This is a genomic window from Endozoicomonas sp. Mp262 (assembly GCF_025643335.1).
GTDB lineage: Bacteria > Pseudomonadota > Gammaproteobacteria > Pseudomonadales > Endozoicomonadaceae > Endonucleibacter.
Window position 1 is genome coordinate 3930194 of the sequence record NZ_CP092489.1, and the last position, 24366, is coordinate 3954559.

Genomic DNA, 24366 nt, shown 5'->3' on the forward strand with positions numbered 1-24366 from the left:
CCCATAAATTACACGGGAATTATGCGGTATCTCTCCAGCAAATAGCTATAGGCCAGTGGCACTTGTTTAATGGTTCGCTCAGAAGTGGCTTCCCTGTTTTCGTAAAGCTGACCGACCATAAGCAGCATAGCCATCAGGATATTCTCCGTTACCAGCAAGCCATTACTGTCATCATCTGGCACCCGATCTTTATAAAGATGTCGATTCAGATGGTTCTGGACAGCAAGCTCCGCCGCCGATCCATACAGAGTTAACTCCTGATCTTCTTCAATATCATCAGCATCGAGCCTGAGCTGCTTTTTGATTTGCTCTAAAGTCAAAAACTGCATATCTGATTTTTCTCCCCTGTAGCCCCCGCCAGCCCTGAGCTACAGAGGGTTAAAATTTGAAATCGTGTCCTACGTGAAAACTTTTGAGCGGTTTGGGGGATTGCCCGTCAGAATTCACGTAGGAGCAGGGTTTAGGATTTCTGTTTCAGGATTTTGATAGCTTCACTGTTCTTCAGGAAACCGCCAACGCGCTTGGTCGTGTAAAAACCGACATAAGGTTTGTTGGTGTATGGGTCGCGAAGCATTCGGATGCCGATCCGGTCAACGATGGTATAGCCTCGCTGGAAGTTACCGAAAGCAACACCTGTGGTGCCAGAACTCAGATCAGGCATCGCCTCATTCTCGGCAATACCGTAACCCAGAATCGTTGAAGGCTGGCCGGAGGCTAAGCCAGGCTGCCAGATGTAATTACCTTGACTGTCTTTCAGCGTCCGCACCTGGAACAAACTGTTATTGTTCATCATGTAGAGCGCGCCAGCTCGGTAAGGCTTGCGAAGCGTGTAAATCAGCTTCATCAGCTCATCGGCAGACACAGTTCCTGCTGCTGCGGAGGAGATTGTCTGCAATGTGCCAAAGGCTCTGGTTTTATCAGCAGTGGCCGCCATTGGGTAAGCAAGGAATCCTTTTGGCTTTTTGGAGCCGTTGCCGCTGGTAAAGGTTTCCTCTTCCTGCTCGCTGAACTCACCTTGCAGCTCAGAGGACAGCCAGCTTTCCATATTAAAGAAAGAGTCATCCAGAATGCGCTGTGTAGCCTGCGGGTTCGCGTAGACTTCGCCCCAGACAGGCTCTACCTCTTGCAGTTTCGGTGTATTGGTTTCTGGCCGCTTGTCGGTTTCGCCAACCCAGCCGGAACCAGCTCCATGCACATTCACCAATTCTTTGTAAGACGGGGTGCCTGTACTGATAACCCGGCATACCTGACGCATGGTGACAGCATCGCGGGCCAGATCATCAATCTGTCGGTTAATATCCAGAGGGATAGCCCGACCACCATCTTCATCGGAGCCAGAATTAAGCGCTTTGCGTTCCAGCTCTTCAAGGCCAGACTCGTCACCCTTGGTGATGAATCGACGAAAGGCTTCCTTGTGCTCTTTCTGCGCCTGATCGGAGCCGCCGCCTGTTCGCCCTGGTCGCTTCAACTCCTTCAGCTCAGCCTCAAGACCGGACTTGAGCTTATCCAGTTCGGACAGCTTACCGTTAAGCGCTTCAACCTGCTCGGACAGCTTGCCTTTTTCTTGCTCTACAGCTTCAAGGCGCTTATCGTTTTTCAGCTTGAATTCGTCGAAGGAGCCTTTGATTTCCTCTGCGACGTTTTTAATGTCCTGAATATCTACAGCCATGCTGATTCCTTAAATAAATTTGATTGATTTCAGTGCGTTCAAAGCTGCATCTTCATCAACTTCTCGCTGCTTCAGAGCAGTAAACCCTTCAGACATAAACGCTTTAGCCTGAGAGCGTGAAAGCCCAACGTCGCGCAGGACTCTTTCAACTTGTTTAGGTGATACCGATTCGCCGCGGGATAGCGCGCTCTTTACATTAGAAATTCGAGCTTCGTCGTTTGCCGGGAATGTCACCAGTGACACCTCCCACAAATCAACACTCTTTAGAAGGTATGCGCTTTTGGCTTTATCCCATTCAAAATCCACATTGGAGTACCCGATAGAAAGGCCAGACAAAGAGCCAGCTTTCATGTGAGCATGAGCGCGCTTTGCTAACGGATCGTCATCAATAAGCAGCCTGCCTTCAACGTACAGCCCCTGTTCATCCTCTTCCATCTTGGTATAAACCCCAATCGGTTCATCCATTCGATGCTGCCAGAGCAAAGCAGGAAACTGCCTTTTTTCCTGCCACTTTTCGAGACTGGATTTAAAAGCACCTGGTACAACAATGTCTGAATAACTGTCTTTCACCCCGAAGACAGAGCCATACCCGCTAAACTCGCCGGTATCACTGACGCTTTTTATCTTTAGCGGAGTATCAAGCCGCTGTTTTGTTATCATCCTGTCCGGCCTCTGGGTTGGTTGTCATATTCATTGGTGTTAGATAAACATCCCCGCCATCTCTGGGATTCATATCTTCAAGCGCCCGGCAGTCGTTAGGGCTGTAAATGCCCCATTGAATACCGCTTGCATAGGATTCCATCCGTGTTTTTGTATCACCACGTAGCAATGCGCCTGCATTAAATTTGGCGTAATGGTCGCCCTGCTCACTCTCATCCAGTAGCCCTATGTTTATCCGCTCTTCAATACGGGTCAGATAAGGCATCAGGGAGTAATTAACAAAGGATTGCGACTGGTGCTCAATGTTCGAGAAGGTGGCTCGCTCAAGGTTGGCAATCATGTGAGGGGGAACCCGGAAGATTGAGCAAATCTCATCTTTCTGGAATTTTCTTGTTTCCAGAAATTGAGAGTCTTCAGCGTTCATGCTCATTTGCTTCCAGTCCAGCCCCATCTCCAAGATCATTGGGCGATGAACACTGGCTATCCCTGAGTGTCTCTCGTCAAAGCTCTTTCTTAGCCGGTCGAAAGCTTCGTCCGTCATCTTCTGGTCAGTACTGAGTACGCCAGAGGTTACAGTGCCGTTTTTGAAGAGGTTATCCCCCCACTCCTCAGCGTTTGAGGCTAACTCAAAGGTTCGCCGGGTCTTCTCTATTGGGTTTACACCAAGAAAACCATCGCCGCACTCGGGGAATATTCGGACATGCCAAACATCATCCTGAGTCAGCTTTTGATAAGAGCCGTCCTTGAATGTCACCTGGTACTCAGGCTGGTACTTATCATTCAGCTTTGCAGAAACGGAGTCAGGGTTTAGCGGCAAAAGCTCGCTGATCTTGCCAAGCGTCCTGACTTTGTAGGCGTAGAAGTTACCTCTCAGGCACAGGCACTGAATCAACAGCTCTTTGAACTCCTGCGGAGTCTGATAGTCATTGGGGGCAATCCGCAGCAGTCTGGTCAATGGATGATTGACAGCCTTTTTCCTGCTTTCGCCTGACTGGGTATAAAGATTTATGGGCAGCATTCCCACCGATTCAGAAAGCACCCGTATGCAGCTAAATACAGCCGCAAGTGCAAGAGGGTCAACCGGCCTTTCATTGCCGGTAGCGCCATAGGTGTCAATCCCAAACCCTTTTTCTTTTGCAAGATCGGCTGCGTTTTCAATGGAGCCTGATTTTTTGAAAAAATTGAAAAACTTCATAGGCTCCGAATACCCACTGCCGCAATGTGATCGGCAAGACTTGTTTCACTGTCGTTAGACATGGCCCGACCAATCGCCATAATCAGCGCCACCGCGCCATCAATCTTTGAATCTGGGTTTTCTTTGATTGGCCTGACCACATCATCGTTGCCGGTAATGTTTTTCCCAACAACATTACCCATGCACCATGTAAGCAACGGGTTTCCATCGTGATGGAATCGACCAGACATCACGGCAGCCTCCAGCTCCTTCATAGGGTCGGACATACCTGTGTAATTCTGGGTAATTTCTGTTGCTTCCATTCCCTCATCAGCCAGGGCATGGGATAGCGCTGTTGCTCCATGAGGATCGATAGCAATATCTTCAATCCGGCATCGCTTATTGAGAGCCACTAGTTCGCTCAAGATGTCTCGATAGTCAATCTCAGCTCCATCAGTTGCTATCAGAAATCCGCCGTTTACATATTTCTGATACTGCTGAGCCAGCTTCTGCTTATCACTGTTGTAAACTGTCGCTTCAGGAATGAAAAATAATGGAGAAACGCAGTAATAATGTTTTTTGCCATCAATATCTCTGGTGAATACTGAAGCGGCTGCTGTTAAATCAAGCTTTGCAGCAAGGTCTAGCCCGGTAAAGCAGTCCTGGCCTTCAAATTGCTCTATAGATAGAGACTCATCTGCACATGATCGCCAGGCTTCCATGTTGAAGAAGGCGCATTTTGCAGAAACCCACACATTCAGATGTTTTGTCTTAAATGTATTGGCAAATCTGGCATTATTAATCGCTCTCTGCTGCTGATTTATCAGGTAGTCTTTATAAACGGAAATATCAATATTTGGATTAGCCTTGATAAGAGTCTCTGGCTTCGTCCAGTCGTCACCCTCGTCGATGGTGTAAATAACACCAAAAAGCTCATCATTGGGAGTTGCCCCCTCCAGCATCTCGACAACTTCCCGCCGTTTGTCATAGCAAGGTCCGTCAATGTTGTAGCCGGCAGTGGTAATGGTCCAAAGTATCGGCTGCCTTCTTGACCCCATACCAGTCAGCAGGGTTGTATACAGTGCATCTGTTTTATGTTCGTGGTATTCGTCAACGATGCCGCATGATGGCGAGGCACCATCACCAGGATCGCCTATCATTGGCTCAAATCTGGCACCATCAGCAGGACGACTCAGGTTTGACGCATTGACCTCTATACCAAATGCATCGACCAGATGAGGAGTGCGCTTGCACATCAAGCGAGCAGGCCTGAACACCTCCCAAGCCTGTTTCTCTGTAGTCGCACCCGAATAAACCTCTGCCCCGAACTCATCGTCAGCAGCAAAGCAAAATACACCGACACCGGCAGATATAGCAGACTTGCCATTCTTTCGGGGAATCTCTGTATAGACCTCTCGGAACCTGCGGAAACCATCGGTTTTCTTTACCCAGCCAAACGCTGTGCAGACTATGAATAGCTGCCAAGGCTCAAGGGTGATGAGCTGGCGCTTATTCGCCCATTCCCCTTTGGTGTGGGGCAAAAGCTGGATGAATTTAGCAGCCTTTTCAGCCTTCGCTTTGTCGAATTTATAAAGAAACTCTTTATCTTTCTGCCTGGTTAAATCTGATAGATGCCGCTCACAGGCAAGCCTGACCAGACGGCAGACAATTATTTTACCTGCAACGACTTCCCGAGCGTATTTGTTCGCCCGGTTTACATTGTCGTATGCCATTTTTTTATTACAAATTTAAAAAGGGGTTGCTGGCCTGTTGCTTATTTCCACCAATCAGCCGCTGGCGACTGGATGGATCAAGACCTAAGAGAGCGCCAAACGTGCATAGTTGGCGGTAGGATTCGTTGACGATTGTTGCGGCAGGGTGTTTGTACTTCTTGCCGTTGTCGTCGGTCAGAATTGCGCTACCATTTCTTGATAGCTCTAATTGGGCTGTGCGCCAGTTGCTGTATGAGCAACAAAAGACCTCAATGTTATGCAGGTCAGTCACAGCGACAACCTTTTCCCTGCAAAGCTGGGGAACGATGGTTTCCCACATGCCTCTTGCAATGTCGTCTAGCCAGTCAGGGGGAGATGCTTCTACAAGCTGGGTGAAGCTAGGCTCTTCTGTATTAATTTTTCGTTTGCCGGGATTTCCTGCCAGTTGCTTTCTGGCAGACGGCTTAGGTTTTCGCCCCCTGCCGGAGGCAACGGATTTCCCTGTCATTTGTCAAGCCTTGGAATTTTTAATTACGCGGGTGTAAAAAAAAGCCTGGGTGGAGGTTTTATAGGGTCGTTCCCTGTAGAGATTTGCCTACCCCCCCCCTCCCTCTAGCGCCTGCTCAACGCTGCACCCTCTCTCCCGCTCTTTCTGTGGTGACAGGTAGGACAGAGAGCCTGAAGGTTATCAAGACTGTCATCGCCTCCAAATGCCTTAGCTTTGATGTGGTCAACATGGTTAGCAGTCTTGGCTATCCCTTGTCGCCTACACTCTTGGCATAGATAACCATCACGCTCCAGCACAGCACGCCTCAGCTTCTGCCATGCAGCACCATAACCACGTTGAGAAGCGCTACCCTCTCGCCTCTGCTTCCTTGCATAACTGTGTGCTAGATCACCATGCCTCTCACAATACCCATGCCGCTCTCGCGTAGTACCAGAGCAGCCACGCTTACGGCAGGCTTTCTTTGTTCTTGCTGGCATCACCTCACCTCCGGCAGCCCATGTTTTTTACATGCAGCAACCAGCTCCTTCTCTACTGTTGAGTGGAGCCTGGTATTTCTTTTGCGGGATTTGAAGTCTTTGAGAATGGCTTTGAGAAGGGCTTGTCTGTTGTCTTTCTGTGTCATTCGGGTATTACAGTATTACCACAAACAACGCACTGACACCCAACACCCTCGACAATAAGCATTAAGGCCGAACCGCAAGGGCATTGCCTCACCCTTTCCGCTTTGCCGTCGTAGGGTATCCACTGGCCTTGCATAGCTTCAGACCGCTTTTGCTTGAGGCTCTTTTGTCTTGGCTTGAGCTGTATTACATTGTTCATGTTGTTAGTATAAACAACTATACAGCATCGCTCTATAGCTGACCGTTATATCTCATGCAAGGCCATAGCCGATAAGCTGCCTCTTTATCATGCTCCGACAGCTCGACCTCTTTAGCCTCAAGCCTGAGTCGCTGCCGGTATATCTGGCGATAGCTGTCTTTAGTCCATAACACCAGTACGGCTTTACCCATCACCAGAGTCGAGCTTTTAAACCGCCAGCCGATTTCGTTTGCAGCCTGCTCGCTGGGGCATTCCAGCTTGATTATGCCTTTCACGGCTTGCGCCTCATTTCGATAATGATGGTTTCCAGCTTGACCAGCCGCTTATCCATTCGATCCATTAACTGCTTAAATCCCTCGTCGTCTTCGGCTTTGGCTTCGAGCACCGCCACTCTGGTTCTCAGGTTAAACAGTCCAACCGTTGCAGGTATCACCAGTACGGGAAGCAGGTTAATAGCCCAGTCGGGTATAATCATCATTTCAGCTCCGGCAGATCATCCCGCTTGAGCATTGCCAGAGCATCTTCTGCCGTTTTGCCTGCCAATCCGTTGTTGTTAGTTTTTGCCAGCCAGCGCAGGCCGTTGGATATGCTGCGACAGATAAACCGCTCAAGCAGTGTCGCCCACTTAATACGCCCGATCATTGCAAGGCAGGCATCCTTTGCAGCAGCCCAGATGATAGGCCAGACTGCGCTTTTTAATATACTGATTATCAAAGGCATTAAGACACCGCCTTGCTGATGCCGTCAGCTATCAAATAATCAGAGTAGGGCTGCACCCCGTTTTCGTGCTTAATGATGCACTTAATCAGTTCATGCAGGTGATCGCCCACAAAGAACTCTGAGTCTGGGCATACACAAAGATATTCGGCGGCATGATCTGTGTACGCCTCTGAATTATTCTCTGTTGGTGGCGCCCAGCGATAGATAATCTTTCTGAGCGTGTCCAGCCCATAGAGTTTTTGGTAGTTAATCAGTATTCGAGCCATCGCCCGAACACCCCATTCAGGGGAGATAAACTGGCAGAATGATTTGTCTGGCTGGCTCTTTGCCAGCCCTTGCCACTTGTCACCGTGTCGAATGTTGCCGGGGTTATGATTTCTGATTCCCCGCCGGTCAAAGATATTCATAAATCCCCCAGACATAAACAAGGTTTCGATCGCAACAGTTAGGCCGCTATACCAGCTTTACAGCCAAGTCTTTCTGCTGCCGATTTAAAGTAATTCGGATCTTTTTCGATTCCAATGAACTGCCGCCCTGTGTTTAGGCAGGCCGCGCCAGTTGAGCCAGACCCCATAAATGAATCCAGAACAATTCCGCCCGGCTTTGAGCTGACGGTAATTATATGCTCTAGCAACTCAATGGGCTTTTCGCACGGATGCTTCCCTTTTCTCGGCTTCACCGGATCAAAAGACCAGACATCCGTATAATTGATATCTTTTGATACCGAGAATGGGCGCCTCAGGTGTTCGTATTCCCGCCTCAGGTGTTCGTATTCCCGCCTCAGGTGTTCGTATTCCCGCCTCAGGTATTCGTATTCCCGCCTCAGGTATTCGTATTCCCGCCTCAGGTGTTCGCCGCCCCTGCTGTTAAATACCAGCCTGGCTGCCTCATACATTTCCCGCGTCGGCATTTGCCATTGCGATGATGTAAAAGTGTGCCGAGCAAACATATATTTCGGCATTCCCAGTCTCGCCATTCCGGCCATAATCTCCTTGGTGGATATGCCGCACCGCTCCTTTTCGTCAGCAAAGTACTTTCTCAACGGCTCAAAAACAAAGCCTCTCAGTTTTTCGATCTGCCGCTTGTAGCCAGACTCGCCCAGCGCCATCGAATCAGCACCGTATTGCTCCGCAAAAATAATTGCTTCCGTCTGAGGAAAAAACGACCTGAGCGCGCCTTTGTTTGCTCCTTTATGCCAACCGCTAGGCTTAACCCATGTAATAGAGTTCAAGACCTGAAAATGGGTTTCGATCTCAACCTGTACGCGATGCCTTAACTCTGGAGACGCAAATACGTAAATAGAGCCGCTTGGTTTTAAAATTCTTGCCCACTGCGCGCAAGCCTCCCCTATAAAATCAATAAACCCTTCTGAGTCGTCCCACTGATTATCCCAGTCATTTTTTTTTACCTTAAAATAAGGAGGGTCGGTTAATATCAGATCAACCGACGAATTCGGGATATCCCTCATTAGCTCTAGACAGTCGCCGTGCAGTAACTTCATAACAAACACAAAAAAAAAGCCCCGCTAATTCAGCAAGGCTTCGGGAGTAAAATTAAATTGCCTTTGATATTTTTGCAGGAGAGTCAGCAAAGAATTTATCAAGAATAGTGTAAACCCCAACCTTAAATTCAGGATCGATCCACCCGGCATAATCATAAGCAAGAAGCTTGTCCGCCCATGTTCCAGCGTTATTGCCGCCCCTTACTTTTCTCAAACTGGGATATCCCAGTTTGGACTCAAGAGCCACAACACCAACTAAAGGCGCAATAAATAACGGGCTTTAACAGGTATACAACCGCATATTGCCGAGGCGTTACTATGCGAGCATCACCACCCGTCTTGAGTTCGATTGCCGCCCTTGCTAGCCATAATCAACAGGAGCAGCCCTGTAAGCTGTCGTTGCCCTCGCAAGTTTCACAGCAGCAATTGTCGTCAGGGAGCTTGATTTTTTTATTGCTGCCCGTGTGAGGCTTAAAGGTTTTCTTTTTGGGTAAAAATTCCTTTCCAAGTGTTTTTTCCCCGTTATTTTTGATTTATATTGAGAGAGATCGGGAGCGAACTTTTCGAGGGAATGGGCGCAAACCCCCTTGATTTGACAGACAAGGAGGCAGGAAAAAAAGAAAGGCAAGCTGAAGTAAGAATATGAACAATGCACGCTCCAGCCTGTAAAAACACGCATAGCAGATACAAAAAAAGCTCGAGTTAGAAAAACCCGAGCCTATAAATTTATTATATATTTGTCCGGTGGTGTGGACAAGTGCTTTTTTATGCAGCATTACCGATAAACCACCCCTTATCCCCGATAACCTGCCCCGCTCTATCCTCAATATCCGCTATAGCAAAAACAGCCCTGACCGGAGCGACCAGCTTGCGCCGCACTGTGCGCTCAGAAACACCAAGCGTCTCAGCTATCTCCCTATTACCCACCCCGCACTTGACCCTATAGACGTTATGCCGATCAAAAAACCATTGCATCAGTAGCTCATTACTGAGCCTGCGCGCCAGCTCGCTACAGCCTCTTAACACTGGCTTGATCTTCCGCCAGCAGTCAAACAGCAATAACCCGTCAACGGTATAGCAGTACGCCAGCATCGTATAATCATACTCTGATAGAGACTCTCTCAATGCAGCTCTGACTCGAGCATCCTGCGCCAGCCGCTCTTTAAAATCACTTGGCTCTGTCGTATGCCGGTTAACTGTCGGATGATCTTGCTCGTATGCAGGCCAGTAGCTTTTATACATCAAGCCTCTCAAGTCAAAAGCGCTTAACAAGGCCTGCCTGGTGCTGTAGTAGTAACTCAATGTGTCGCCCTCTGAATAGCTGAATCAATCACCTCTAGCGCCATGCCTGTTCTGATGTGATTTGTGGTGAACTGGTAAACACTCCACCCCTCAAGCTGTGCAGCGTTAAACTTTTCAAAATCTTTATTTTGACCACTGCCGCGAGAGTGACCGCCGTTGACCCATACCCCGCCCTGAACCTCGATCAATATCTTTAGCTTTGGGTATGCGAAATCTGCGCGCCAAAGCCTTTTGCTGTGAAACCTGTATTCCCGCTTTGGCTCCGGCAACTTTGCCGCCCTGATCTGATGCAGCAAGGCAGCTTCTAATCTGGATTTACCCATTGCCGCCACCCTCAGCCCTTATCGCCTGCTGTCTTTCGGCCTCAGCCGCAACCTCCGCCTTCGCCCTGCGAACAGAAAAAAAGCACTGAAGGAACGGGAGAGCTGGAAGAGTAAGAAGAGTAAGCAGGCAGAAAAAAACAGCTATCCCCGCCTTTGCTGTTACCTTTGCTGCCTCAATCAGATAATCAGACACCCAACCCCCGACAACCTGACGATAACTAAAAAAATGCCACCACGATTTCACGTAACCAAGCCTTGCCATGTTTTTCGGGCATCGCCTTATTTCGCCGTCATCTCTTATCAGATCATCCATTGTTTTTGATTCCCCGCTTCCCCCAGGCTCTATCAGTCGTGTATACCTTTTTGCTGACATAGCCTTTTGCTGTTTTGATGATTGCCAGAGCCTCCCTGTCCGGCAGATATTCAAGCTGGCCGATGAGCGATAGCAGCTCATCAGCTATTTGTTTTTTCACTTCCTGCATTTTTCAGCCTGTTAGCTGTCAGAAGGGGATATCACTGTCGAACTCATCAAACCCGCCGCCCTGCTGCTTCTGCGACTGCTGCCGAGCCTGCTGGTATTGATTCGGCTGCCGCTGCTGGTACTGACTACCCTGTGATTGCTGTTGCTGCTGCGGCGCTCCCTGCTGGCCGCCCTGCCTGCCTCCCTGCAATGCCACATCATTAACCAGTATGACTGGCCTGCTTTTCTGAGTGCCGTCCTGAGCTGTCCACTCATCCAGCCCAAAAGCCCCTGTAACAGTTACCGGAGTGCCTTTTGTGAGATAACCGGCCAGCTTTTCAGCCCGCTCCCCAAACAGCTTACAGGCAAGCCAAGCTGTTTTTTTATTTTCGCCCCAGCCTGTTACCGCTGGCAGGCTAAAAGAGGCAATGGCCTTGCCGTTCTGCGTGTAGCGTGTCTCACAGTCTTTACCGATGTGACCGCTAACCGTGATTACGTTAATGCTCATTACTGCCCCCACATATCAATGTCCATGTTTTTAAGCGCCTGCCAGACGATGCTGGCAATCCCGGTCAGGCACATTGCTAATAAAATAAACTCAATCATAACTACCCCCGATTGACTGCTGTTTTAAATCTGCGACTCTCTGCCGTGTTTCGTCCGATAGCTGCTGCTCAGTACCGAACAAAAATTTAAACTCGACAGGGGTCATGTGTACCGATAAGACGCTGCCCTGATGGTGTTCCCTGCACAGAGGTATCACGTCATAGTCTGATGCTCTCTGTGCCATGCCCTGCCCCGCTCTCGGATGATGCAACTGGGCTGGCGTTCCCGGCATGTTCATTTTTTCGCAAGCGAGGCAGCCAATACTGGCCGCCAAGTTTTTATATTGCTGGCGTTTCAAATTCGCCCCCTCAAATATTCGTCATAAACAGAATCTTCCGGCCTTGGCAGCCTGATGCCTGCATCAACAGCCCAAGCATCAATTCGAGTCATGTACTCACAAAATTCTGTTTTATTTAATTTCGTTGTTGATTTGAGTTGCGCCGGTATTTCAATACCAATATCCGGCACGTCTTCATAACCGAGAAACAGGTGTTTAAATGCGAGGTGATAGCCTTCTTTTGTGCATTTACCTGTCATCTTTCTTTCGATGATTGATAGCCACTTCCAATAAAGCGCATTGGCTGATAAAGACCGTTTAGGCTTAAAAGGCCGATAGCTAAACTCTACCGGCTTTTTTAAGTGAACCTGATTGACGACCTTTATCAGTTCCCGTCTTGCCGCCTCTGTAGCTATGACTATTTTCTGTGAGTCCATGCGGGATACTTCGGTTTAATATCGTCTTTAATTCCTTGCCAGCACCCGCACATAAAAACACATAGCAGGTATAAGAGCGCTTCAATAATCATTAGACAGCCCCCGCAAAGACCCAAAATGCCCCGACTATCCATCCCGCCAAAGCAATCACGCTCACGACATCATTGATAAATTGCTTTGACATTGCTGCCACTCCACTTGCACATCAGGAAAGAGTTTATATTGGACATTTCGGGCAGTTGTTTGGGCGCTCCTCTTAACCCATGATTAAGCGCACCCCATAAAGCCTGATAAGAAAACCCTATTAATTTAGCTGCGCTTTTTAAATTACCGCCCGATGCCAGGTGCTCTCTTGCCGTTATTAAATGGTCTTCAGTTAATCGCTTTTTCTTGCCTTTTAATCCGAGCTTGCATCTAACTTTAAGGATTGACTGGGGTCTACAACCGATAATGCTTGCTGCTTCTTTGTAAGAAATACCCGGCTTTGTTTTTATTAAACTTAGATATTGCTCCTTTATTGTTTTAGATTTTATTACAGCTTTACCTAAACCTAGCTCTTTTCTATATGTTTTTATTGTTCTTTCAGAGCATTCTATTAATTCTGCGGCTCTTTTAACTGTCGCTGTCGGATTTAATTCAAAAAGAACTCTGACTTGTTCGAGTCTTTCTTTTTTGTTCATTATGCAGCCTCATTATTTCCAGCGAGCACTTTAAGTTTTTCTAACCAGATTGCCTTTTTCTCCTCCAATCCGTCGTCGGTTAACGGCCTGGGTTCTGGCTTCGGTCTTGGCTCCGGTTTTGATTTTGGTGCGTTAAGCTGCTTTGGCTTGCCCTGTGTCCCCATGCCTGCCATCAGCTTGGCAAAGTTGGCTCTCTTATCGTCAAGCCTGGGCTTGCTCTGATCGTATCCGCCCTGAAACGTCAACATTGCCCGATCCGGGTCGCCTATCAGCGCCGGAGAATCCTGCCAATCATGCCCTTTTACTGAGTTATGGTGTGTCGCCATTCCGGTCAACAGCCTTGGGTAGCTATCATCCATCGGCCTGCCTGTATACCCCTTGTAGCGTCGCTCGAACTCATTTTGCTGGTAACAGTAGTCGTCACTGTTTGACCGGGTACAGAAGTACGTCCAGCCGCCCATATCCTCAATGACTTTGTGAATAATCGGGTCATCAAAACAAACATCACGATAATGCCCGTGAACCCTCAGAGCCTTGTCTGCTTTAGTCCATGCCATTGCTGATCGGCTGCCGCTATCACCCTCGATCATACGGATAACGTCTGCCGGTTTCGGCATAAACTGGCCGTTGGTCGGGTTCTGAATGTGCAGATTAAAGGCACGCTGGATGTCAGGCAGGCTGTAATGCTTGAGCGCCATCATGTAGACCTTGATAGCTGCTTCTGACAGTTGCTTGCCGTAGGTTTCTGCTGTCCCTGTGACAAAATTAAAAAAACTGGTGACTTCCTTCGGGTCTTTGATGTTCATGCCTGCCCCCCAAACATTTCATCGAGAATATTGCTGCAAGCCTGCTGAGTTGCCTGCCCAGCTAAAGACATGTGAGTTGTCGCCTGCCCGGTTGGCCGCTGCTGTTTTGGCTTGAAAATCCCCTTATACCCATTAGCTATACTGGCCTCGATCATGTCGGCCTGTAGCTGCCAGTCACCGTTAGAGTCTTTAATCAGCTTATTGATAGCCGTTGTTTCAGACTTTGCGGTTTTGAAGCTGAACCGTAGCTCGTCCCGTCTGTATTCCAGCCAGTTATGCCACGCTTCAACATTTAGCTGATCCGGGTAGATTTCTAGGTTCGACAGGGGTTTGGGGGCTTTTTTGGCCGGCTGCTTTTTGGGTTTTGAGGCTGGCTTTGGCTTGGGTGCGTTAACTGCACAGTTAAGCCAGATTTTACGCTCTGTACCCTCTTGAGTTTTAATAAACTCAACAGTTATGAAGCCATGCTTTTCCAGCCGAGCTATACGCCGCGTAACCGTTGGAATGGAGATGCTGAACTTGTCGGCCAGGTATTCATTGCCTGCATCGCAGTAGCCATACTTGACCGTGTACCCGGTCAGCTTGCCGTAAAAGACAATATCCGAGTCGCTTAAATGTGGGCTGTATGCCACATCCCCCGGAATTGTTAAAAAGTATGAACTCATCTATAATAACTCTCGTTAGTTTTAAGCCTGCCATGCCTCGAAACCTGACAGGCTTGCTGATGGGAACCCCTGCTTTTTAAGTAGGGGTTTTTCTTTATGCAGGTAAAGCTAAGGCTTTTTCTCTGCCGATCAGTCCAGCAACATACTCAATGCCTTTTGCCGTAAACCTGCACTGAGTAAATGCATGCCCGTTAGTCTCACTAACCCCAGTCCGAACAACAAAACGCCCTGCATCAATATGATTTTTGTATGCAGTCCACTCCCCGCCAAGGGAGTACATAATCCGGTGAGACTGCAAAAACTCCCTGAACTCAGGCTCCTTGATGCCCAAAAGCCTTGCTACTTGCCGAAAGCCTTTAGAGCCTTTGGATTCTGTGTATTTTTCAACAAACTCAACCTTGGGCGCCTGTGCCTCAAGCTGCTTCTGCTGGTTTTCTGCCAACTGAGCCAGCCTGCCAGCCTCTAACAATGCGGCCGCATAAGTCTGCGGTATTTCTGGCTTATTGCTTCTGGCTTCAAGCTCCTGCCAGCGATCAACAAGTCTGGCTGTAAACTCAGGAGATACTTGAGCCATAACCACGTAGCTGTCTCGCTTATTTACGCCATAGACCGTACGATTATCTGACCGACCCCTGCCTGAAATGTATGGCTCCACAGATTGTGTAACCAATATCAACCCCTTGTCTTGCAAGCTATCCATTGTTCTCTTTACGCTGTCAGGCCGCTTACCTGCCAGTCCTGCGATCTCGATATGAGACATTGTTTGCTCTGTCTTTTCAGAGCAGTGAATCAACGACAAATTACCCATAACATCTCCAAATTAATTAATTGCGCTATATCGCAAGCGCTGCGCCCTTGCCCAGAGGGTATCGCCGCCAATGCTGCGCCAGCCCTACTCCATGTAAGACCGTTGCGCCCCTCTACGGGATTGACGACGCTGGACAACTCATTTTTAAAGAACGCGGCACTATGACCTATGAGCTTTTAAGATTTTCCAGTCTTAAATCTGGCCTCAGATCAAGGGGATGAACCCCTAGCACCTGCGAAAGTTTTAGAGCAGAGTTGCCGCTAAGTGGCCTCTCTCCTGTAACAGCTCTATGAAGCGCCGACTGCGGTATTCTTGCCATCTTTGCGAGGCGCGTCACCGTGCAGTCGTTTTCATCCAAAAAAGCCTTTACTTTTTCCATAGCGTACCAGTACATCCCGCTAAAATGACATTATGTCATATCATAATGCCAAAAGTCATAGATAAGATCAATATTTTATGTCAATATGACTATGACAAATGGCATAAAATAATTAATAATTTGCACCATAAGACCATAAGTAAGAGGGAAGGCATGTTTACAGCAATAGGAGCTTATAAAGTGGATTGGGTAGACAGGACTCTGGCGCTAATGGCGCAAAAGCAGTTAACTCAGCTCGATCTGGCTGATGCTATCGGTTACAGCCAGTCTGGTCTTAATCGCATCCTCACGCGTCAACGAAAAGGCAGGGTCGATATCATCACCAGAATCTCTAAGGCTCTGGGTACTAGCTCTGAGAACCTACTGCATGGCATAGACCGCGAGGATGCCCCATCTCAACAGATGAGCGTTCCAGTGCTCACCAATGCTGAATCAATGCTAGCCTGGGGAAACAATGCCGAATCTGTAGACCGTAATACTATCCAGTGGCTAGGCTGCCCGATTGATAGCGCCGGTAGCAGATCATTCGCCTATAAAGTTGTATCTGATGATATGACAGCGCCTTATATGACTGGCTGCTATGTGTTTGTTGATCCCGGCCTAGAGCTAAAGCAGGGTGCAGACGCGCTGTTTCGTATGCCGAACGGTCATATAGCGTTTAGGCAGTACCAAGTGGTAGCTGGACAGGTAATACTTAAACCGCGCAACCCGTCATACCCGTCAATTACTGCCGATGAGTCTGAGATTTCATACCTTGGCTCCGCTATTGGTGCTCTGATCGTCAACTAAGGCGGTCAAGCACCGCCAGCCCTTCCCCTTTAAGCGCCTTCTCTTTTCTTCCCGCCATCTTGACCGCCGATCTTGTGAGTCTGCCAGCCTCTCGCACTAATCAAAATTGATGAGTCCGCACTAATCAAAATTGATGAGTGGGTGTATTTCGCTTGAACCCCTTGATATATATAGCCTGTAGCCTTTTTGGTTAATCCTTGCACTAATCAGTTTTGATGAGTGCCTTCTACTATCAAGTAATATAAATATACAAGTAAGATAAATAACCCTATATCCCTTAAACCTACCCTTCTTGTTTGCTGGTGACTATCCAGAGCTTTCAATCGTTAAGCATTCACGATCGTCTCAGAAGACAAGCAAGCGCCTACCTTAAAGCAAAAGTCTGTCAGTTAGCGCAAAGCTACCAGTAAAAACAAAACCGCCTCAGATGGCTTTATACGGCCATTCTCGCCAACGCGCCTGGCTTGCGTAATGCTGAAATGGCATTCATGGAAACTCCAGACCGACAACTAAAATGACACAGCAATGCCGAATTTATAAAAATTATGCCAAATGGCATTGACACTATTATGTCATTTTGACATTATGAATATGTCGATAAGACATCGACAAGCCAGCCACCCGGCAAACAAGTCTCCAAGCCGGTATCTGGTAACTAACAGGCCACAGTGCCAACGCTATTTAACAATTTGGTCGCGGTGTTTCAGAAGCTATGGCGAATCAGGGGGGAACCTGTCTACCAGAGAGGCTGATACACATCCGGTTACGCGAGCCGGACTTGCGAGAGTTGCTCGCCAGCCTGAACCGTCACAGGCCGCAATAGAACGACGGAAAGCTGACCTAGAAAACAGCCTTTAGCAATTACTGATTGCTAAAGAGTGTTTTTTGACCGCAAAAAAGAGAGGAAAGAGAATGACTTGTTACGTATCACAACAGATTGACCAGTACAGCGACGACCCACTGGAGGCTCAAGAAATCGCCATCGAAGAAGAGGCTGTACAGAGAACTGGGGAGAGCTTCAAAAAGCTTGAAAAGGCGCTGATCGGACTCGGTGACGATCTGCTGAAAGCAGTGATGTTCGAGGTCATCGCGGACGAGCTGGAATACGCCCTGATCGACGAGCATAGCGAGTGCATACGCCGGGAAATTGAAGACCAGCAGGAAGCCTGGGCAGTAGATCAAGCAGAAGCTTGCTAACAGCAATGCCGGTAGAGATACCGGCTTTTTTTACCATGGGGATTTATGATTACAGCAAAATTAAAGACGGAAGCGCGGCCAGCATCAACCTGCATGGCTGATGTGATGATCTGGGATGCTTTGGAGCCAGCCACCAAAAACTTTTTGAGGCTTGAGGCGCTGATTACAGCAACAGGCCAGCAGCACTGGATAGACTCACAGCTCAAACTGGGCAGGGTGCAGACCTTTAGAAACGAAGTTATCCGGCAGATCATCGAGGACTGCAAAGACTGGGAGCATGACATGATCGCAGCTGAGATAGCGGAGATTAACCGGCAGGACTGGGAAAGGCTCACTAAAGAGCGCGTCGGACTCTACGACGGGAGAGTGTTGTGTTTGATATAAACGGAATGCTTTAGCCGGTTAGCCCCGGCTTTTTTTACCATGGGGATTTATGATTACAGCAAAATTGAAGGCGCGGCCAGCGTCAACCTGTATGGCTGATGCAATGATCTGGGACGCCTTGGAGCCAGCCACCAAAAACTTTTTGAGACTTGAGGCGCTGATTACAGCAACAGGCCAGCAGCACTGGATAGACTCACAGCTCAAACTGGGCAGGGTGCAGACCTTTAGAAACGAAGTTATCCGGCAGATCATCGAGGACTGCAAAGACTGGGAGCATGACATGATCGCAGCTGAGATAGCGGAGATTAACCGGCAGGACTGGGAAAGGCTCACTAAAGAGCGCGTCGGACTCTACGACGATGATCGAGAGTCAGAGCTGTTTAGAAAGGTTTTCAACTAGCCGGTTAATCCCGGCTTTTTTATTTCAAGCTTCAACCGCCAGGAGTAATCGCAGCAATGGATATGTCCTCAGAGACAAACAAGATTTTCCCCGCATTCGTCAAAATGCAGGCCGCACTCGGCAATGCAGCAAAAGACAAGCAGGGTCACGGCTACAACTACGCTGATCTGTCAATGTGCATTGGTGCAGCAAAGCAGCCTCTTGCAGATAACGGGCTGGCAGTGTCGCAGATGATCGGGCAATCAGAACACGGCACCACGCTGATAACAATGCTCATGCATGAGTCTGGGCAGCATTTCCGGTCTGAGTTTGTCATGGAGCGCGCCTCGCTCATGGGAGGAGCCGGTAAAAACCCAGCTCAGGTCATGGGCAGCTCAATAACCTACATGCGCCGGTATGCATACACAGCAATACTGGGCATGACTCAGGCCGACGACGATGGAGCTATGGTCGGCTTTGATAATCAGCAGCAAAGACCAGCAGCAAGGCAGCCCGCGCCAGCGCAAGTAGAGGAAAGAGCTATCAACCCGCAGGAGTACAAAGCTTTGCAGGGAGCCTTGATGGTTGCCGGTATGGATGAAAAAGAGTTTTGCCACAAATTCGCAATAACCAATATAGGCCAGCTACCAATCAGCAAGCTTGAAGGATCGTTGAAGAGGTTGAAACAGATGGCAAATGAACAGGCAGCATGGCAGGATCACCCGTTAAGCAAATTAAATGGTTTGCAATCGTAGCTGAAGAAATAAATTAATTTAGGGAAAAATATGACCAGCGTAATTGAATACGGTATTACCGACGCAGCTCTGGCAGAATTAAAAGAAAAGTTTTCTGTCGTCCCGTCCGATCACGATGCGTTAAAAAAAGAAATCAGCGCATTAACTCCATACCGGACAAAGCTCAAAGCTCGAAAGGACGAATTAAAAAAGCCGATCCTTGAAGAAGGTCGCAAGATTGACGCAGAGTTTAAAAGAATTGATTCTGCTTTGCTGGAATTAATAACGCCTCGCCGTGAAGCAAAAAAGATAATTGACGACAAAATAAAAGCCGTCAAAGATGAACAGGCCAGAGATATCGAAAAGGAAATAGAGGTTATTGAAAATCTACCAACTTCATTTATCAATAGCTCAATCGACGAAATAAAAGAAGAGGTCGGCAGGCTTGAAATATTAAGGGAGGCTGGCAAGTTTTACACGCAGACCAAGCGAGCCTTGATAGCGATAAATGGCAGTATTGATAAGCTGCAATGCCTGCTGGCGTATAAGCAGCATGAGCCAGAGCCGGAGAGCCTGCCAACCAAGGCAGAGGCTATGCAGGCAGTTATGCAGGAGTGCTACTTTACAGCAGACGAGGCGCTGAATGTGTTGAGCAGTATTGCTGCTGGTTTAATACCTGGAGTCACAGCGAGCTTTGCAGATGATTAAGGCAGACGAGTTTGTTTTCCGATTTTTTGATGATTGGGATATGTTGCAGATCATGGCAATGTATCCCAATTTGAGGCAGAAAAAACAAAAGACAAAAATCAAGATCAGCTTATCCGACTTAAAAAGCCGGAAAAAGAAACATTGATATTAGGAGTGAAGATGGAAGTGTTAACAGAAAAGCAAAAAGCCGCCAGAGCCTACTATGCAAAGAATGCAGAAAGCATTAAGGCGAAAAAGAGAGCGCAGTACAAGGCAAGCAAGCCTGCCGGTCAAATAAAAAAGACCAGCACTAAAAGCCTTGCTGCAAAAATGAGAGCAGCAAAGAAAGCTGCGTTATCAGCTAACGATCAGCAAATAGCAGCGAGAAAAAAGATTGATGATTATTTGCTGGCAAGAGAGCTGGGTGTAGATGAGCTAAGGAGGATTGTTGTCCATGCTTGGAATCGCAGACATGAAAGACAGAATGAACCTGATCAAGCCGTATAACCCTTGAGTTAAGCGGCTGGCTGGTAAGCCAGTCCGATGCAACAAATTGTTATGCGGCGATTGACAGAGGAAAAAAGAACATGGAACCAGTAAAACCCACTTTAGTGATTGAATTAAATGTTGATTGTCCTGAATGTGGACACACATTTGATTTAGTGAACGACACAGATTTAAACGAAGAAGGATGGCTTTTAGATCAAGTTTTACCTGATACAGCATGGATAGATGCCCATAAGGAATTCGAGTGCGATACACACTGCCCTGAATGCAGTGCTGAATTTGAAGTTAAAGGCGTTGATTGGTAAGCCGCATAACACATATTATAACTCAACCGAGTAATATTGGGTATTAGGTGGATAAAAACTCAGGTGAGTGATATTGCATTATTGAGCAGCAATTAACTCACCTGAGTTGTATTTACATATCAAACCAAGTCATTTTGGTTTCACAGTATTTGTCAAAGCACTGCAATGACTTATCACGGCAATTAAGTGATATTCTCGGCCTCGGCTGGTGATTTGATAGCCCTGCTGGTCAGGGCTTTTATGTTTTTAGTACACGATACGAGTACCAAGAAAAAGGAGTATAGATGAATGCCTAAATGGGTTAGACTCAGGGTTTATCTGGAGCAGACAGGCGAATCCAGAACAGCAGTAAAAAATAAAATATCTGCCTGCGTGTATCGCGAGAGAATCCATTTTAGATATGATCCATATTGCAAAAAATCAATATGGATGAACATGGAGGCTATTGAAAAGTGGCTAGACAACTCACCACCCCACGCGGCGTGAGATTGAAGGGGACGGGAGTACAAATAAATTTCTCGTGGCTGGGAAAAACTCGATTTGTCACCGTCCCCGGACTACCGCAAACCGCGAAAGGGGTTAAGCAAGCAGCAGCGCTGAGAGAGATTATAAAGCGCGAAATGGAGTTAGGCCAGTTTCGCTGGTCTAATCATTTTCCTGAACATAAATTAGCAAAAGCTGAGACTCCCGCACCATCCGGCCTGACTGTTAAATGCCTGCTTGAGCGCTGGCTAAAAAAACAGGAGGGCATTTTATCCCCGCGTTACTACCGCAACTCAACCTACCGCGTTAACTCAATTCTTATGCCTAAATTCGGCCATATTCCTATATCCATGCTAACACCCGGTCATGTGAGAGACTGGGCAGACGAGCTTGATATAGCCCGAAAAACGATAGCAAACTATCTGGCTCCGCTAAGGTCTGCCATTCGTGAAGCTATACGAGACAGGCTTATCAACAAAAACCCTCTCGATGGGCTTGTGCTGCCGAAAGAAAAGGTTGAGATAACAAAACGGGTCGAGGATCGCCGGGATGATGTGAACCCATACACCCGAGGAGAGGTGGATCGGGTTTTATCAGGATGCGAACATTTGTCGGAGAAAAACCTGTTTCAGTTTGCTGTCTGGTCAGGCGTTCGCCCTGGCGAGCTAATAGCGCTCGAATGGCAGCATGTGGACTTAAAAAAAGGAATGGCAAGAATATGTCAGGCCGTCTCCGACAGAACCATGAGCGACATCAAGACGAAAGCAAAGGGTCGTCGTGAAATCATGCTGTTACCCGATGCTCTGGCAGCTCTGAGACAACAGAGAGCTGTTAGCCGGCTATTACCGCATGGCAGGGTGTTTGTTAATCGCGAGAGGCAGCCCTTTGCAGACTATAACGCTGTTTACTGGTGCTGGCATTATGCTTGCAAGAGAGTCGGAGTTACTAATAGAGGAATCGGTCAGACTCGACACACGTTTGCGAGCTGGATGCTTGAGGCTGGCGAGTCTGAAATGTGGGTTTCGAAAATGCTGGGTCACACAACTGTCGAGATGGTCAGAAAGCATTACCAAAAATTTGTTAAAGATGACTCGGTTACAGGGTACACCCCGAAAAATGATTGGAGTCTCAAAAGTACAAAACAGGGGTAAAAACTTGCCCAAAACTTGCCCCGAAGCCAATGGTAAAAATAAAAAGCTATAAAAAACAACAGGTTAGGTCATAATATACAGACCACTCCTAAATGGTCTTAGCCCGGTTTCGCTCCCCCCAGTGATCCGGGTTTCTTTTTGTCTGAAAGAAAGCTACAGCCTTTTAAAATCAAGAGTTTTGATATTACCCACTATCCATCTTTACTTTCATAAACCGGCTATGATTGGATAAATATAAAATTTTGCTACTTCTCATTCTTTTTTGATCAATGAAGCATCAAGGCATCCACGGCTTTGTTGATATAGATCAAAAATTACAGCCTCATATTAAAAATAGAATCACAGTCTTCCGGAAGAGGAGATAATAAAAATGGGCAATGCAATTATAAAAAAATGGAGCGAGCAAACCTATCCAGGCTTTGAAGAATTCAAAAGTTATGTTGAGTCTTGTGATCTCGTCTCATACAAAAATGACGGGGTCAATAGAAACAATGACGATAGCTGTATATGGTTCAATGATGCCAGCGGCGGTAGACCCCAGGCAGATATGGAGTATATATTGAATGTCCCCAAGTTCCGTCACTTCCATAATTTAATGCCTGCTGGAACAGACCCGGCCATCGCTTTTTGTCAGCTTATGACGCTTAGATATCGCTCTAAACTTGACCTGATGAATGAATCAGGTACTTACCTCATTCGTTTTCATGTATGGGAAGATATATATACCAACAAAAATGAAGCACAACTCTCCCAAAAGGTAAATTTCAGCTACTCAGCAAGTAATAAAGAATACAACAATATGATTATTTGCTTGTAACCTGCTCTTTTTCATGAGAATTGCTGTCAGCCTTGATACTATATTCATAGTTCCAGGCTGGCTGTTTTCCTCCTATGACTGGCATATTATTTAAAGAGAACAGTGAAATGAGGTAAGTTTTATCCTGTAGGCTCATTGATCGGTTATAGACTCAAAACTGTATTTACTATGAAATCACCACTAATAACACTGGAAGGAAAACAGTCGCTGGAAGAAGAGCTGCATTACCTTTGGAGAACCAAACGTCCACAGGTTACTCAGGCTGTTTCAGAAGCAGCAGCTCTTGGTGACCGGAGTGAAAATGCTGAATACAAAGAAGCTAAGAGAGAGCTACGAAGCATTGACCGCCGTGTTCGTTATCTGCGCAAACGTCTGGACGCTATAAAAGTAGTAGAATACTCACCGGAACAGGAAGGAAAGGTATTTTTTGGTGCCTGGATTGAGCTTGAGTCTGACACAGGTAAGGTTTACTATTTTCGAATTGTAGGAACAGATGAGATTGATGTAAAAAAAGGTTATATCACCATTGATTCTCCAATGGCCAGAGCATTAATTGGAAAACAAGTTGATGACGAGGTTATAGTGAAAGCGCCCTCTGGAGATAAATATTGGCTCATTAACAAAATACAATACCAACCTTTCTCCATTGAGAAACAATACGAGAAATAGCCATTATATTGAAGAGCAGAAATTTTAGAATCCTAAGAAATCAGGGCTCAAGCTATAACCGGAAAAATTTCCAGCTTAAACAGCAGTCAGCATTGCTGAGCCCAAAAACCTATTCATCATTTCAGGTATCGTGATTTCTGCTTTATTTTTTCTACAAGCTTTTTCCCTTTAGCTGAGAGCGTCAACTTGAAATAACGACCATCATCTTCATGTTGTGCTTTTTTAATAAGACCAAGTCCTGGTCGATCATGTCGACCTTCCCCTAAACGCTTAACGCTGACGGCAATATCACTGGGAGTTCCACACTGCAACTTATCAGCATTAACAAGATCTGTTATTGTTTCTCCCGGATTTTCAGCGACAACGAGCAAAATCTGCCACTGTATTACTGTTAGTGGGTACTCTTGCATTAACTGGGTTAATTTTATAAGACCTTTTAGAGTCATTGACTGGTTACCTTTATTGGTTATTAGTAAAACCTGTTCTTCAGGCCGTCGTCTACTTTGATGTAAACATGCTTTTAGCCCAATAAGCACAACAGGTATAGCTACTGCTGTTCAAGAATAAATATTAGACAGTTTTATACTGTTCTGGCAAATTTTATAGTGCTATTTATTAGATTTACGCACATTGTCACCATAACGTTACAAAAAGTAACATTAAAATCAGAATAAAAAGAGATTAAATATGCAATCCTGATACTAAAGATATACTATAACTGGTTAATAATTAAGTAATTATCTAACTTAACCCTATGC

At 47.0% G+C, this 24366-nt stretch carries 36 protein-coding genes; 11 read left to right on the forward strand and 25 right to left on the reverse strand.

The window, feature by feature from the left end; translation table 11 throughout:
- Nucleotides 1-8: 8 nt before the first annotated feature.
- From MJ595_RS17085 to MJ595_RS17200, 24 genes are all read right to left on the reverse strand, one after another.
- Nucleotides 9-329 (reverse strand): head-tail connector protein, encoded by a 321-nt coding sequence (locus tag MJ595_RS17085; protein ID WP_263079232.1) that lies wholly within the window; start codon nt 327-329, stop codon nt 9-11.
- 131 nt (nt 330-460) lie between these two features.
- On the reverse strand, nt 461-1669 hold the full coding sequence (locus tag MJ595_RS17090; protein WP_263079233.1) for a phage major capsid protein: 1209 nt from the start codon (nt 1667-1669) through the stop codon (nt 461-463).
- Nucleotides 1670-1678: 9 nt separating this feature from the next.
- On the reverse strand, nt 1679-2329 hold the full coding sequence (locus tag MJ595_RS17095) for an HK97 family phage prohead protease (RefSeq protein WP_263079234.1): 651 nt from the start codon (nt 2327-2329) through the stop codon (nt 1679-1681).
- A complete protein-coding gene (locus tag MJ595_RS17100) occupies nt 2307-3524 on the reverse strand; it encodes a phage portal protein (protein ID WP_263079235.1) in 1218 nt (405 codons plus the stop codon). Before MJ595_RS17100 ends, MJ595_RS17095 begins: the two co-directional genes overlap by 23 nt.
- A complete protein-coding gene (locus MJ595_RS17105; RefSeq protein ID WP_263079236.1) occupies nt 3521-5236 on the reverse strand; it encodes a terminase large subunit in 1716 nt (571 codons plus the stop codon). The genes MJ595_RS17100 and MJ595_RS17105 overlap by 4 nt, the downstream gene beginning before the upstream one ends.
- 7 nt (nt 5237-5243) lie before the next feature.
- On the reverse strand, nt 5244-5723 hold the full coding sequence (locus tag MJ595_RS17110; RefSeq protein WP_263079237.1) for a phage terminase small subunit P27 family: 480 nt from the start codon (nt 5721-5723) through the stop codon (nt 5244-5246).
- A 104-nt stretch (nt 5724-5827) separates the two neighbouring features.
- Complete coding sequence (locus tag MJ595_RS17115) at nt 5828-6199, reverse strand: HNH endonuclease (protein WP_263079239.1); 372 nt, start codon at nt 6197-6199, stop codon at nt 5828-5830.
- A gap of 375 nt (nt 6200-6574) precedes the next feature.
- Nucleotides 6575-6817, reverse strand: a complete 243-nt coding sequence (locus MJ595_RS17120; RefSeq protein WP_263079240.1) for a hypothetical protein — start codon at nt 6815-6817, stop codon at nt 6575-6577.
- Nucleotides 6814-7020, reverse strand: coding sequence for a hypothetical protein (locus MJ595_RS17125; RefSeq protein WP_263079241.1), 207 nt, complete (start codon nt 7018-7020; stop codon nt 6814-6816). The genes MJ595_RS17120 and MJ595_RS17125 overlap by 4 nt, the downstream gene beginning before the upstream one ends.
- Complete coding sequence (locus MJ595_RS17130; protein ID WP_263079242.1) at nt 7017-7262, reverse strand: hypothetical protein; 246 nt, start codon at nt 7260-7262, stop codon at nt 7017-7019. Before MJ595_RS17130 ends, MJ595_RS17125 begins: the two co-directional genes overlap by 4 nt.
- Nucleotides 7262-7669, reverse strand: coding sequence for a structural protein (locus MJ595_RS17135; protein ID WP_263079244.1), 408 nt, complete (start codon nt 7667-7669; stop codon nt 7262-7264). Before MJ595_RS17135 ends, MJ595_RS17130 begins: the two co-directional genes overlap by 1 nt.
- 38 nt (nt 7670-7707) lie before the next feature.
- On the reverse strand, nt 7708-8763 hold the full coding sequence (locus MJ595_RS17140) for a site-specific DNA-methyltransferase (protein WP_263079245.1): 1056 nt from the start codon (nt 8761-8763) through the stop codon (nt 7708-7710).
- A gap of 52 nt (nt 8764-8815) precedes the next feature.
- Nucleotides 8816-8977: a KilA-N domain-containing protein gene (locus tag MJ595_RS17145; protein WP_263079246.1), complete on the reverse strand. Its 162-nt coding sequence runs from the start codon at nt 8975-8977 to the stop codon at nt 8816-8818.
- Nucleotides 8978-9528: 551 nt separating this feature from the next.
- Nucleotides 9529-10065 carry a hypothetical protein gene (locus tag MJ595_RS17150; protein ID WP_263079247.1) on the reverse strand — a complete coding sequence of 179 codons (537 nt, stop codon included), beginning with the start codon at nt 10063-10065 and terminating at the stop codon, nt 9529-9531.
- Complete coding sequence (locus MJ595_RS17155; RefSeq protein ID WP_263079249.1) at nt 10062-10388, reverse strand: endonuclease domain-containing protein; 327 nt, start codon at nt 10386-10388, stop codon at nt 10062-10064. Before MJ595_RS17155 ends, MJ595_RS17150 begins: the two co-directional genes overlap by 4 nt.
- Nucleotides 10381-10701, reverse strand: coding sequence for a hypothetical protein (locus tag MJ595_RS17160; RefSeq protein WP_263079252.1), 321 nt, complete (start codon nt 10699-10701; stop codon nt 10381-10383). Before MJ595_RS17160 ends, MJ595_RS17155 begins: the two co-directional genes overlap by 8 nt.
- Entirely contained in the window at nt 10694-10861 is a 168-nt protein-coding gene (locus MJ595_RS17165) for a hypothetical protein (RefSeq protein WP_263079255.1), read from the reverse strand. The genes MJ595_RS17160 and MJ595_RS17165 overlap by 8 nt, the downstream gene beginning before the upstream one ends.
- Nucleotides 10862-10888: 27 nt before the next feature.
- Nucleotides 10889-11356 (reverse strand): single-stranded DNA-binding protein, encoded by a 468-nt coding sequence (locus MJ595_RS17170; protein WP_263079256.1) that lies wholly within the window; start codon nt 11354-11356, stop codon nt 10889-10891.
- A 90-nt stretch (nt 11357-11446) separates the two neighbouring features.
- Nucleotides 11447-11752, reverse strand: coding sequence for a Ref family protein (locus MJ595_RS17175; RefSeq protein WP_263079257.1), 306 nt, complete (start codon nt 11750-11752; stop codon nt 11447-11449).
- Entirely contained in the window at nt 11749-12168 is a 420-nt protein-coding gene (locus MJ595_RS17180; protein WP_263079259.1) for a recombination protein NinB, read from the reverse strand. Before MJ595_RS17180 ends, MJ595_RS17175 begins: the two co-directional genes overlap by 4 nt.
- 161 nt (nt 12169-12329) lie before the next feature.
- Complete coding sequence (locus MJ595_RS17185; RefSeq protein WP_263079260.1) at nt 12330-12848, reverse strand: hypothetical protein; 519 nt, start codon at nt 12846-12848, stop codon at nt 12330-12332.
- Complete coding sequence (locus MJ595_RS17190) at nt 12848-13654, reverse strand: DUF6475 domain-containing protein (RefSeq protein ID WP_263079261.1); 807 nt, start codon at nt 13652-13654, stop codon at nt 12848-12850. The genes MJ595_RS17185 and MJ595_RS17190 overlap by 1 nt, the downstream gene beginning before the upstream one ends.
- Nucleotides 13651-14286 carry a helix-turn-helix domain-containing protein gene (locus MJ595_RS17195; protein WP_263079262.1) on the reverse strand — a complete coding sequence of 212 codons (636 nt, stop codon included), beginning with the start codon at nt 14284-14286 and terminating at the stop codon, nt 13651-13653. Before MJ595_RS17195 ends, MJ595_RS17190 begins: the two co-directional genes overlap by 4 nt.
- Nucleotides 14287-14413: 127 nt before the next feature.
- The gene (locus MJ595_RS17200) at nt 14414-15127 is read right to left on the reverse strand and encodes a phage antirepressor KilAC domain-containing protein (protein ID WP_263079263.1); all 714 of its coding nucleotides are present in this window, start codon (nt 15125-15127) and stop codon (nt 14414-14416) included.
- Nucleotides 15128-15551: 424 nt separating this feature from the next.
- Between MJ595_RS17200 and MJ595_RS17205 the strand changes: the two genes are divergently transcribed.
- The 11 genes from MJ595_RS17205 to greB all read left to right on the forward strand — a co-directional run bounded on the left by MJ595_RS17205 (nt 15552) and on the right by greB (nt 23608).
- On the forward strand, nt 15552-16295 hold the full coding sequence (locus MJ595_RS17205; protein ID WP_263079264.1) for a LexA family transcriptional regulator: 744 nt from the start codon (nt 15552-15554) through the stop codon (nt 16293-16295).
- Between the two features lie 912 nt (nt 16296-17207).
- Complete coding sequence (locus MJ595_RS17210; RefSeq protein ID WP_263079265.1) at nt 17208-17492, forward strand: hypothetical protein; 285 nt, start codon at nt 17208-17210, stop codon at nt 17490-17492.
- A gap of 45 nt (nt 17493-17537) precedes the next feature.
- A complete protein-coding gene (locus MJ595_RS17215; RefSeq protein WP_263079266.1) occupies nt 17538-17876 on the forward strand; it encodes a hypothetical protein in 339 nt (112 codons plus the stop codon).
- 91 nt (nt 17877-17967) lie between these two features.
- On the forward strand, nt 17968-18276 hold the full coding sequence (locus MJ595_RS17220; protein WP_263079267.1) for a hypothetical protein: 309 nt from the start codon (nt 17968-17970) through the stop codon (nt 18274-18276).
- 56 nt (nt 18277-18332) lie between these two features.
- Nucleotides 18333-19010, forward strand: a complete 678-nt coding sequence (locus tag MJ595_RS17225) for an ERF family protein (RefSeq protein ID WP_263079268.1) — start codon at nt 18333-18335, stop codon at nt 19008-19010.
- Nucleotides 19011-19040: 30 nt separating this feature from the next.
- Entirely contained in the window at nt 19041-19697 is a 657-nt protein-coding gene (locus MJ595_RS17230; protein WP_263079269.1) for a hypothetical protein, read from the forward strand.
- A gap of 33 nt (nt 19698-19730) precedes the next feature.
- On the forward strand, nt 19731-20183 hold the full coding sequence (locus MJ595_RS17235; protein WP_263079270.1) for a hypothetical protein: 453 nt from the start codon (nt 19731-19733) through the stop codon (nt 20181-20183).
- Nucleotides 20184-20263: 80 nt separating this feature from the next.
- Nucleotides 20264-20488, forward strand: coding sequence for a hypothetical protein (locus MJ595_RS17240; RefSeq protein WP_263079271.1), 225 nt, complete (start codon nt 20264-20266; stop codon nt 20486-20488).
- A gap of 452 nt (nt 20489-20940) precedes the next feature.
- The gene (locus MJ595_RS17245) at nt 20941-22122 is read left to right on the forward strand and encodes a site-specific integrase (protein WP_263079272.1); all 1182 of its coding nucleotides are present in this window, start codon (nt 20941-20943) and stop codon (nt 22120-22122) included.
- Between the two features lie 370 nt (nt 22123-22492).
- Entirely contained in the window at nt 22493-22939 is a 447-nt protein-coding gene (locus MJ595_RS17250) for a hypothetical protein (RefSeq protein ID WP_263079274.1), read from the forward strand.
- A gap of 168 nt (nt 22940-23107) precedes the next feature.
- Entirely contained in the window at nt 23108-23608 is a 501-nt protein-coding gene (greB, locus tag MJ595_RS17255) for a transcription elongation factor GreB (RefSeq protein ID WP_263079275.1), read from the forward strand.
- A 116-nt stretch (nt 23609-23724) separates the two neighbouring features.
- Here greB and MJ595_RS17260 read toward each other — a convergent pair whose 3' ends face one another.
- The gene (locus MJ595_RS17260; protein WP_263079276.1) at nt 23725-24054 is read right to left on the reverse strand and encodes a MarR family winged helix-turn-helix transcriptional regulator; all 330 of its coding nucleotides are present in this window, start codon (nt 24052-24054) and stop codon (nt 23725-23727) included.
- Between the last annotated feature and the right edge of the window lie 312 nt (nt 24055-24366).